General features: G+C 45.2%; 8 protein-coding genes and 1 pseudogene. All 9 read left to right on the top strand.

Annotated elements, in window-relative coordinates; translation table 11 throughout:
- The first annotated feature begins 41 nt into the window (after window positions 1-41).
- The gene (locus NYR53_RS10420) at window positions 42-1,130 is read left to right on the top strand and encodes a peptidylprolyl isomerase (RefSeq protein ID WP_261305097.1); all 1,089 of its coding nucleotides are present in this window, start codon (window positions 42-44) and stop codon (window positions 1,128-1,130) included.
- Window positions 1,131-1,397: 267 nt separating this feature from the next.
- Complete coding sequence (locus tag NYR53_RS10425) at window positions 1,398-3,149, top strand: sensor histidine kinase (protein ID WP_261305098.1); 1,752 nt, start codon at window positions 1,398-1,400, stop codon at window positions 3,147-3,149.
- Between the two features lie 4 nt (window positions 3,150-3,153).
- The gene (locus tag NYR53_RS10430) at window positions 3,154-4,803 is read left to right on the top strand and encodes a response regulator (protein ID WP_261305099.1); all 1,650 of its coding nucleotides are present in this window, start codon (window positions 3,154-3,156) and stop codon (window positions 4,801-4,803) included.
- Window positions 4,804-4,927: 124 nt separating this feature from the next.
- Window positions 4,928-6,658 carry a type 2 periplasmic-binding domain-containing protein gene (locus tag NYR53_RS10435; protein WP_261305100.1) on the top strand — a complete coding sequence of 577 codons (1,731 nt, stop codon included), beginning with the start codon at window positions 4,928-4,930 and terminating at the stop codon, window positions 6,656-6,658.
- A gap of 80 nt (window positions 6,659-6,738) precedes the next feature.
- The gene (locus tag NYR53_RS10440) at window positions 6,739-7,656 is read left to right on the top strand and encodes an ABC transporter permease (RefSeq protein WP_261305101.1); all 918 of its coding nucleotides are present in this window, start codon (window positions 6,739-6,741) and stop codon (window positions 7,654-7,656) included.
- A gap of 30 nt (window positions 7,657-7,686) precedes the next feature.
- Window positions 7,687-8,595, top strand: a complete 909-nt coding sequence (locus tag NYR53_RS10445; protein ID WP_261305102.1) for a carbohydrate ABC transporter permease — start codon at window positions 7,687-7,689, stop codon at window positions 8,593-8,595.
- Window positions 8,596-8,632: 37 nt separating this feature from the next.
- Window positions 8,633-9,973 (top strand): alpha-L-fucosidase, encoded by a 1,341-nt coding sequence (locus NYR53_RS10450; protein ID WP_261305103.1) that lies wholly within the window; start codon window positions 8,633-8,635, stop codon window positions 9,971-9,973.
- Window positions 9,974-10,041: 68 nt separating this feature from the next.
- Window positions 10,042-10,554, top strand: a complete 513-nt coding sequence (locus NYR53_RS10455) for an alpha-amylase family protein (RefSeq protein ID WP_367618638.1) — start codon at window positions 10,042-10,044, stop codon at window positions 10,552-10,554.
- Between the two features lie 170 nt (window positions 10,555-10,724).
- Window positions 10,725-10,835, top strand: a pseudogene (locus NYR53_RS34620) (hypothetical protein); the annotation flags it as partial.
- Window positions 10,836-10,843 lie beyond the last annotated feature (8 nt).

Below are 10,843 nucleotides of genomic sequence, written 5' to 3' on the forward strand. Positions count from 1 at the left end.
CTGTTTGACTGAAATTTTAATATTTACAGGCGGTGGATGAAATGGCTGGAAAGAGATCGATCCCTATTTTAAAGCGCAAACGGTTCCAGAGGGCCCTTCTTGCTGTAGTTTTGATAAGCTTCGCAGTTTCGGTTTATATCTTCATGCGACAACCGGGGCTTAAGGACACTGAGACCGCAGTTTCTATTAATAACGAACCCATTTCGGTTATGGAACTGAGAGATACCATGATCAGACTGAAGGCTAGCGTTTTTATGGAGTTCTCTAAAAAACACGATTACATTGACAATGATGATTTCTGGCAAAGCAGCGTTGAAGGGCAAAATCCACTTGCTGTTTTAAGGGAAACGGCATTAAAGGAAATCGTCCAAAGAAAAGTAAAGCTTTCCCTTCACAAAAAAAATGGATTAATTTCTGATACCGATTATTCAGCGATTCTAAAAGGTCTTAATGGAGAAAACGCAGATAGGAAATCTAAGGTAGCAAAAAAAGAAACAATCTACGGTCCTGAGAAAATTGACTTGATGCAGTATTATACTGTTTTAGATAGCAAGAATGATGACGTTGTGACTAAACAATTGGAAAAAGAAAAGATAATAGACACTAGCGATGATAATCTGAAACGATATTATGAAGAAACTAAAGCTAAGAACTATAAACTTCCTGACAAAATAAAAATCCTAAAGATTGAGCTTCGTTTTTTTGCAAACGGAGAGACGGTTCTAGATGAAAATGAAGCTGGAAAAATGATTAAAGAAGCGGAAAAAAGGCTGACGAATGGGGAGAGCTTTGAAGCGGTTGCCAAAGCATTCAATAAGGACGGTTCACTTATTCCGTATACATTCGATCCGTCTCACTTTCCGAAGCGTGATCTTACGCTGCTGAAAACTTTCGATGTAGCAGAGAAGTTGAAACCTGGTGAGATAAGCAAAGCATTTAAAACGGACAGTACATTTGAGATCATCGAATGTGTCGATAGGGAAGATTCGGGTTATAGTACGTTTAGCGATATGAAGGATAGTGTTAAAGCGAATTTATTGAGAGAAAAACTGAACCAATACATCCGTACACTGTCTGATAGTGCAGTCATAAAGAAAAATGAAGCCGTATTTGACAGAGTAACATTTTAATAAAGAAACGTTAATCCCCTCCGGGATCATGCAGATAACTGCATTGATTGGTAGGGGATTTGATTAATTGAGAATAGGCTTTGCATAGAATTGAGCAACAGGTCTATGGCAATAGTAGTAGCGAACGAAAAGGGGGCATTCATGGTCTGCCGTTTTTCTCTTTTGCAACGACAATTCCATGTTTCAGTGATATGATGTAAAACAAAAACTCTATGTTCAATGGGGGCGGCTTATTTTCAAATGCGAATGAACAATCTGCTTTACAGGATGAAAACATCGAGGCATTCGATCTATGCAAGGCTTGTTTTCGTTTTTCTCGCTGTTTTATTTCCGCTCCTCGGTTTAGGTTATAGTGTTTATAATTGGGGCTTGCAAGCAGTTAAAGAAGACATCACAACATCGTCCCAAGCGCAAGTGGATTTTTACAGAGATAATTTGGACAGGGAGTTGCAGCGGATCCGACTGTTGCAATTTGATCTGTTTAACGATACGAGTCTGAATGCGTTGGAGGTTGCTAATACGAATCTGTCCGATTATGAGAGGGATATGAACTTGAAGCGCGTTCAGGAACGAATCGTTGCGATCAAATCCAGCAGCAGGTATGTAACCGAGGTGAAAGTGCTTCTGACTGTGCTTCATAAAAACGTCAGCAATTTAATCATTGACAATATGAGTGAGTCCGATGAAGGGCTCATTCATGCCATCATTGCCGAGCCTCACGCGCAGCTTTATCATGTAAACGGGCAATTGCTGTTACTCGCTTCATCTTCTTTGGTCCTGACGGAGGATTCTCAAACACCTTCTGCAGTCATTGCAATCGTTTTGTCCGAGAGTGACATACGGCAAATGCTGCATGAACTGCAGACCCAGAGGGGAAGCCACGCGTTTCTAATCGGTGGGAAGCCGGGCATCGCCGTATTTGTTGATGAATCCCAAACTGAGGCCGATCCATTGCCGTCGTACGTTCGGAATCGCGATAACCGGAACTCGGGCGCCGGTTCCAGTTATGAACCAGCTTCTATAGACGAGCAACAGTATGCACTTACTTATGGCATTAGCAAGCAGTGGGGCTTGACCATCGTGAAATATGTGACGGTCGACCAACTGTACGAGAAGATCAACCATTACCGATGGATGTTCGGGTTGTATTCCATGACTGCTTTGTTTGTGATTGTGTTCTTCGCCTTGCTGTTATATAGATTTATTCATGCGCCGCTGACGACATTGGTTAAAGCGTTCTATCAAGTTGAAATCGGCAATATGAAAGTCGAAATCAAGCACAGCCGCAAGGATGAGTTTCGTCACATATTCACCAGATTCAACGCCATGATCGGCAATCTCAACGCCTTGATCGACCAAGTGTACAAGCAGGGGTTGCTGCTGAAGCAAGCGGAGTTCAAGCAGCTGCAAACACAAATCAATCCGCACTTTTTATATAACAGCTTTTTTGTCCTCCACAGGTGGATTAAATACGGATATAACGAGGAGGCGGAACTATTCTCGCGTCATTTGGGCAACTATTTTCAATTCGTGACGCGGAGCTCTTCAGATGAGGTTCCTTTGGAAAGGGAAGTGGAGCACGCCAGAACCTATGTTGAAATTCAGGCGATGCGGTTCTCGAACCGAATTCGTGTCCGGTTCGATGAGCTTCCAAACGGCCTCGAATTTATTCTGGTGCCTAGGCTGATTCTTCAACCTATTATCGAGAACGCTTTCGAGCACGGCCTTGAAGACAAGCAGGAGAACGGCTTGCTCGCCATTCATTTTCATAAGACGACGAGTGCACTCCACATCATCGTAGAAGACAACGGGGAGCAGATGACGGATGAAAAGCTGGAAAGACTGCAAACAGAATTATCCGATTCTGAGGCGATTTATGAAATCACAGGACTCCTCAACATTCATAAGAGATTACTGTACCGTTTCGGCGGGCAAAACGGCCTAAGCCTTGGGAGAAGCGAGGTTGGCGGCTTAAAAATAACCTTAACGATTCCCATGGAAGCGGAGTTAGGAGAATGAACCCATGTATAAACTATTGATCGTGGATGACGAAGTTTTAATTGCGGATATGCTGGTGGACCTATTCCGTCAGGCAATGTCGGATGAGTTGGAGGTATATAAGGCTTATTCGGCCAAAGAAGCGCAGGAATGGTTGGATCTTGCTAAGATAGATATCGTTCTTTCAGATATCAAGATGCCCGGCGTCAGCGGGCTAGAGCTGCTGAATCGAATAACGACGAACTGGCCCACCTGCCGTGTTGTATTTCTGACAGGGCATAGAGAATTCGATTATGTTTACGCCGCGATACAGCAAGGCGGTGTGCGTTTTATGCTGAAGACGGCGGATGACGAGCAAATTGTCGGTACCATTCGGGAGGTACTGCAGGAAATTAAGGAAAGCCATCGTTTGTCGGATTTCATGAAGCAAGCCTCTCGACAAATAGAAGCCTCTCGGCCCCTCCTTCAGAATAAGATGATGCAAGAATGCCTTTATGGCTACTATGATGTTCCGGAAACAGTGGGTCAGCACTTGAAGGAGCTTGAAATTCCGTTATCAGCAACCAGACCTACCTTCATGGTCATCGGTAGGTTTGATTCACTGCCGCCCAAAGCCAGCGCCGTTGACAGGAACGATCGCCATTGTGCACTTCAGGCACTTGCAGCTAGCTACTTTCCTCAAACTCTTTCATGCTTCGGATTTATCGCTGAACATGCTACTTCCGTATGGCTCATACAAGTACCCCCGGAAACGGAGGCTTCCGATAGGAGAAAAGCTGTCAACTTGGTGACTGGGGCATTGGAATGTTTGCAATTGGTAACTAGGAGCTCTCTCGAGGAAACCGTTTCTTTTGCAATGAGTGGAGATTTCCACCCATTTATGGAAATATCCGAAGTGTATAGGATGCTTAAGCAGATGCTGAACAACCGGATCGGTATGGGGGCGGAAATGATTTTGTGTGATCGGTCGCTGCCGCTGACGGAGCAGAAACGGTCCGGCGGAAGCAAGAATGCTTTAAAACAGATAGGGAAGTTCAAGTTGCTGGAGGAGCATCTGGAGCTGGGGCGGAAGCGGGAATTCGTCGAAGCACTGGAACTGCTTTTGGATCATGTACGCGAAGCGCAAAGCCGGGATGATATGTCGGCGATCGAAATCTATTTTCGTACTGCGGTATTGCTGACCCATTATATGAACCGTTTTGAATTGGCAGAGGCCATGGAACAAAGCATCGATTTGCACCCGCTATTCCGGACGGACGATCATTCGAGCTGGAATGCGGCAGCGGAGTATCTGTTGCGTGTTGCAGAGGCGTTGTTTGCGCTTCAGACGGAACAAGCGAACAAGAGCGAGGTGGATACGATCTCCCGATTAAAGACATACATTGACGCACATTTGCACGAAGACCTTTCTCTGACCCAATTGGCAGGTCTCCTTTATTTAAATTCATCCTATTTGTCAAGGCTCTTTAAACAAGCAACGGATCGGAATGTATCCGACTATATAACGGATAAAAGAATCGAAAAGGCCAAAGATTTACTGAAGAAGAGTACGAAAAAAATACATGAAATCTCGCTGGAAGTCGGGTATGATTCTCAACAATCGTTCACTCGCTTTTTTAAAAACGCTGTCGGGCAAACTCCGCAGGAATTCAGAGAGTCGTTTATTTCCTATTAGCGAAACGGCTGTGAATACGTCAAAAGACGTTAAAAAGGTAAAAAGATGCGAATAGAGATGAAAACGCATTCAATCTATACTAAAACATGTAAGCTACTTTTATACTTCAGTTGGGGGGATTTACATGAGAAAACAGCTGCGAACGGTTTCTTTTCTTCTTGCAGCCAGCTTGACACTTGCGGGATTGAGTGCATGCAGCAATAACGGGGGCACTAGTTCCAAAACTACAGATGCGGCGGATAAGTCTACGACGCAACCTGCACCTACTTCCGCTGCAGCGGATCCTATGGGTAAGTACACCACACCTATTACCATCACGACGGTAAAACGCACGAATCAAAACATGAAGTACCAGGATGGACAATCGCTCGAAAACAACTCCTGGACCAATTTTCTCAAAGACCAAGGTGTCAACATAAAGTATGCTTGGACATCCGATGCTAGCCAATTCGAGAACAGAATGAACGTGTCCATCGCTTCCTCCGATCTTCCAGATCTGTTGCCGCAAATAACGGGATCGCAAGCAAGCACCTTGATTAAAGGCGATCAACTTTTGGACCTGAAGCCGTATCTTGATAAATATCTTTCTCCGGAAGCGAAGAAAATTCTTTACAACGACGGCGGCACCGTAATGAATGGAACGATTACTAAAGACGGCAAACAGTTTTTGCTGCCTTTGTCAGCTAGTGAAATAAGAGCGGATATCAAATCGCTATGGATTCGCAAGGATTGGCTGGACAAACTTCATTTGCAACCGCCAAAAACCGTGCAGGATTTCGTCAAAATCGCTGACGCGTTCACAAATGGGGATCCCGACGGAAACGGCAAAGCGGATACTTACGGATTCGGCATCGCCGGCAAGGACAATCTGATAAAGGACTGGGGCGGCGCCGATAGCGTGTTCGAAATGTTCCATGCTCAGCCTGGCGACTGGTTTGACGGTTCCTTGTTCTATGAGAAAGATAGCTCGGGCAAAGTGATCTGGTCGGGCAGCAAGCCTGGGGTGAAGCAAGCGCTGTCGTTGCTTCAGGATATGTACAAAAAAGGGGATTTAGACAAGGGCTTTGGTACTGACGATGCTGGCGGCAAGCTGGCTCAAGATATTACCGGAGGCAAAGTAGGCATGTTCACGGGTCGCTGGTGGCAAGCTCTATGGCCGCTGCCCGATCTGAGAACTAAAGATCCGAAAGCGGATTGGATTGTTGTTGGTATGCCTTCCGGTGACGGACAGCCGGTACAGCCGTATGGGTATCGCCCGGGGAACGTCTACGTAGCCGTTTCCAAGAATGCGAAAAATCCGGAAGCTATCGTGAAGATGATCAACTGGTATGTGGAGAAAGTTTACGGTGCTCAAGCAGATCCCGTCCATTTCGCCAATCCGGATCAAACCAATAATCTCGGCAATTCCGTACAAAGCGCACCGTTTGTTGTAAATGATCCGTACAAGCTATCTAAGGATTACGAGGCTGTATCCGCAGCGATCAAAGCCAAGGATCCATCGAAACTGAATGTCGAGCAAAAGCAGTTCTACGACGACGAACAGAAATTTGAAAAAGATCCGACCTATGTGAATGGATGGACGGCATGGCAAAATTACAGCGGTGCTGACGGTTCTGCAGGGAAATACTATTTCCAAGACGTTCAGGAGAAGGACATATTGAAGAATGCCTTCTTCAAAGTTCCTAGTGACTTGATGGTTTCAAAAGTTCCGACGTACAAGAAAATGGCCGAGGAAATGGTTTCGAAAATCATTTACGGTCAGGCATCAGTTGATGAGTGGGATAAAACGGCAGAAAACTGGGATAAATTAGGCGGATCGGAAATTTTGAAATATGTTCAAAGCGAAGTAAAATAAGCTGTTAGAAGCGGGGAGTTGCTTAGGCAATTGCGGTTTCCCGCTTCATATTACCGCTAAATGCAGGAGGCGGAGACACCGTGCAAAGATCGCAGATGAAAAGAGAACTACCTTTATATGTAATGATTATGATTCCGGCAATTCTAGTTTTTGTATTCAGTTACATCCCGATGGCAGGGATCGTCATGGCGTTTCAGGATTTCGTGCCTTCCAGCCACGGGTTCCTCTATTCGCTCATCCATTCCAGGTTTGTCGGACTGGACGTATTTCGCACTTTATTTATATCGCCGGACACAAAGAGCGTGATTGCAAATACGTTTTTCATTTCGGCTTTGAAAATCGTTGTGAAGCTCCTCGTTCCGCTTATTTTTGCCCTGCTTTTAAATGAAGTTGCAAAGAATTGGTTTCGGAAGCTGGCGACGACGATTACTTACCTGCCCTTTTTCCTTTCTTGGGTCGTTGTGGGAGGCGTATTGCTTGATTTTTTCTCGCCGCAAGACGGTGCGTTCAATCATCTTCTGAATCAAATCGGAATAACGCATCCGACATTCTTCTTCGGTACGGCGAGTCAATTTCCGTATGCAGTCGTGGTTTCCGACTTATGGAAGGAAATCGGTTATAACACAATCATATTCTTGGCGGCGCTGACGTCGGTAGATGTATCGATGTACGAAGCTGCTGTAATTGATGGCGCGGGAAGGTGGAAGCAGACGATCTATTTAACGCTTCCCGCTATAACGCCCATGGTGATACTGGTCGGCATTCTCAGTCTGGGCAACATCTTGAACGCCGGTCAGGATCAAATTCTGAATTTATACAGTCCGGTTGTTTATTCATCCGGCGACATTATTGACACCTACGCTTTCAGGCAAGGCATACAGCAGGGGCAATTCAGCATTGCGACAGCTGTGGGATTGTTTAAATCCATCGTTTCTTTTTTGATGATTTCCGTATCATACTGGTTGACTAATAAATGGACCGGTTATCGTGTTTTCTAGACACTGCCGGCCGATGGAGAGGGAATGAAGATGAGCCATTCGGATGCAGTATTGAGTTATGAAAACAAATCGTTTGGCCGGAAGCTGTTCGTATATTCCAACTATTCTTTGCTTGCAATTGGTACACTGATCAGTCTCGTACCTTTATGGAACATACTTTGCATGTCGTTCAGCTCCAACACCTACGTATCCGCAGGGGAAGTTTTTTTATGGCCGAAAGGATTTACTTTCCAGCCCTATAGTTATATCTTGAGCAATGTGGATTTTTATAGGTCTTTATGGATTTCTATAGAAAGAACAGTACTCGGTATTATAGCGATGATGGTGTGCACCATTCTTGCCGCCTATCCGTTATCTAGAGAACAGAGCGAATTTCGCAGCCGGCCTTTCTTTATCTGGTATTTCCTTATTACGATGTTGTTCAGCGGCGGCCTCATTCCATGGTTTATGGTAGTGAAATGGGTTGGATTATACAACAATTTGGGTTCCCTTGTTATTGTTCCGGCAGTACAAGTGTTCCACATCTTAATCATGATGAATTTTATCCGAAGTCTTCCAAAAGAGATCGAGGAATCCGCCTATTTGGACGGGGCCGGCCACTTTCAAACACTTGTAAGAGTATTGCTGCCTTTATGCAAGCCTTCCTTGGCCACGCTTCTTCTGTTCGCCTTTGTGTTTCACTGGAATAACTGGTTTGACGGCTTTATATTCATGAGTAATAAGGAAGGCTATCCGCTGCAAACGTATTTATATACTGTGCTTACCGTTCCTGATACTTCCAATATGACGCCAGATCAAATCAAGATTTTCGCTAATTTGAATTCAAAGTCGATCAAGGCTTCGGAAATATTTGTAAGCGCGCTGCCAATTTTGGTCATCTATCCTTTCCTTCAGAAGTATTTCACCAAGGGAATTGTGCTGGGCAGCGTTAAAGGTTAAGAGCGAAGAAAAAATAGGTAAATAGGAGAGATTAAGCGTGAAATTGCTTCATGAAATGAAGAAAAATTATGTTCCAGTTGAAGTTCCTCCGCTATCTGAAGCGGATATGCAATGGTTTCGCGATTCGAAATTCGGGATGTTTATTCATTGGGGCCTATATGCACTGCTTGGCAGAGGCGAATGGGTGATGTTTAACGAACGCATGGATGTATCGGAATATGCCAGTCTAGCAGAACAGTTTGACGCTAAAGGTTTCGATCCTAAAGCATGGGCACGTACGGCGAAAGAAGCCGGCATGAAGTATATGGTTTTGACAACCAAGCACCACGACGGATTCTGCCTATTTGACAGTAAAGCTAGCAGTTTCAATAGTGTGAATTCGGCTGCCGGAAGAGACTTGGTTGCAGAATTCGTGGAAGCTTGCAGAGCTGAGGGTCTCAAGGTCGGATTGTATTATTCGCCAATGGATTGGCGCTTTCCCGGATATTTCTTTCCGGAGATGTATATGGAAAGTGCGCTGCAAATGAAAGAGCAGTGTTGGGAGCATATCCGAGAGTTGATGACGGGTTACGGAAAAATCGATATCCTGTGGTATGACGGGGAATGGCTCGCGCATGGGGGCATTAACTGGGAAGTCGAGAAGGGTTGGTACAGGAATGATGACTTTGCCACGGACGATATCTATTTCAAAGTCAATTACTTCTGGGAGTCGGAGAAATTAAATGCGATGGTACGTGAGCTTCAACCCGGTATCATGATCAATAATCGTTCTGGTTGGAAAGGAGACTTTCACGTACGGGAACGTAGAATTGGCGGCATGAGAACGGATAAACCATGGGACTCCAACGATTGTTTGACACAGTCATGGGGCTATATCCCCAATGCGCCCATGCTGACATTGCAGGAGTGCATTCACCATCTTATTAATACGGTTACCCGCGACGGAAACTATTTATTGAATGTCGGTCCAACAGGGGATGGTGCGATAGAGGATCGGCAAATTGCTTTGCTCAGGCAGGCGGGAGATTGGCTAAAGCGTTACGGATATACGTTGTATGAAACCCGTGGAGGGCCGTTCATTCCGGGGGAATGGGGAGGAGCAACCTATTCGCAAAATATTGTGTATCTTCACATTATCGATTGGCCTAGCGAAAAATTGGTTATGCCTAAGTTGAGTCAGTCTATCGCCGCATGGGAAAATATTACTTCTAATAATGCCATTGTGGAAGAGACAGAGATGGCGATCGAAATATCGGTTCCCGTGGAAGGCAGGGATTCGATCGATACCATCATAGCCCTGCATTTTGCAGATCCTATAACATGGGAGGGTGTGACCGAGGTAGAGCAAGACGCTTACGGGCTTGCGGACGGTCTGTAACACATGGAATAGGGGATAAGAATCATGAATGGCAAGGCAATGGGCTTGATGCATTAATCCCTGACGGCTTGGCGCAAGGTCTTCTTGGCTATGCCTATACATGCCCCGATATGATCGGTGGAGGCGAATATACGAATTTTACCTCGGCCAGATTGGACTCGGAATTATTTGTTCGTTATGCCAAGTGCTCTGCGTTGTTTCCTATGATGCAGTTCTCTGCGGCACCTTGGCGGGTTCTGGATGACGAGCATTTGCGATACTGTGTAGAGGCAGCCAAGCTTCATGCGCAGTTCGGCTCAGAGATTCTGGATCTTGCCAAGCACTCAGCTATCACCGGAGAGCCGATTCTACGTCACATGGCTTATGAATTTCCCGAAGAAGGCATGGAGACCATCCAAGATCAATTCATGCTGGGGAGCTCTCTACTTGTTGCACCCGTTGTAGTGAAGGGTATGAGGACACGAATTGTGATGTTCCCATTTGGTACTTGGATAGGAGATGACGGTAGTATCGTGAAGGGACCTGTAAACCTGCAAATTGAGGTACCATTAGGTAGACTTCCTTGGTACAGGAAGCGTTAAATCATCGGCCTTCGTACTAAACGCTACTATTAAGAAGTTAGACGACTTTTCCAGACATGGGAAGTCGTTTTTTTCATTTTGTCTCACGAGATGTTCAGTGACATAGAATCGATTCCAGCTGAACTATGAATAGATCGGAACCATTCTTACCAAACTGAGGACAGTGGAACTTAGTAGGAAGTTACACATTCAATGCAGGGACATCGGGTAATGTGGTGATTAGCAATACAGGGACAACAGGATTCGTAATCGCGGATGCTGTTAAATTTGTACCCCATTAAATCAGAAG

Source organism: Paenibacillus andongensis (assembly GCF_025369935.1).
Taxonomy (GTDB): Bacteria; Bacillota; Bacilli; order Paenibacillales; family NBRC-103111; genus Paenibacillus_E; species Paenibacillus_E andongensis.

Bases quoted from the DNA above. Each gene is read 5' to 3' on its own strand.
- NYR53_RS10420 (WP_261305097.1), top strand. From the start codon at position 42: ATGGCTGGAAAGAGATCGATCCCTATTTTAAAGCGCAAACGGTTCCAG.
- NYR53_RS10425 (WP_261305098.1), top strand. From the start codon at position 1,398: ATGAAAACATCGAGGCATTCGATCTATGCAAGGCTTGTTTTCGTTTTT.
- NYR53_RS10430 (WP_261305099.1), top strand. From the start codon at position 3,154: ATGTATAAACTATTGATCGTGGATGACGAAGTTTTAATTGCGGATATG.
- NYR53_RS10435 (WP_261305100.1), top strand. From the start codon at position 4,928: ATGAGAAAACAGCTGCGAACGGTTTCTTTTCTTCTTGCAGCCAGCTTG.
- NYR53_RS10445 (WP_261305102.1), top strand. From the start codon at position 7,687: ATGAGCCATTCGGATGCAGTATTGAGTTATGAAAACAAATCGTTTGGC.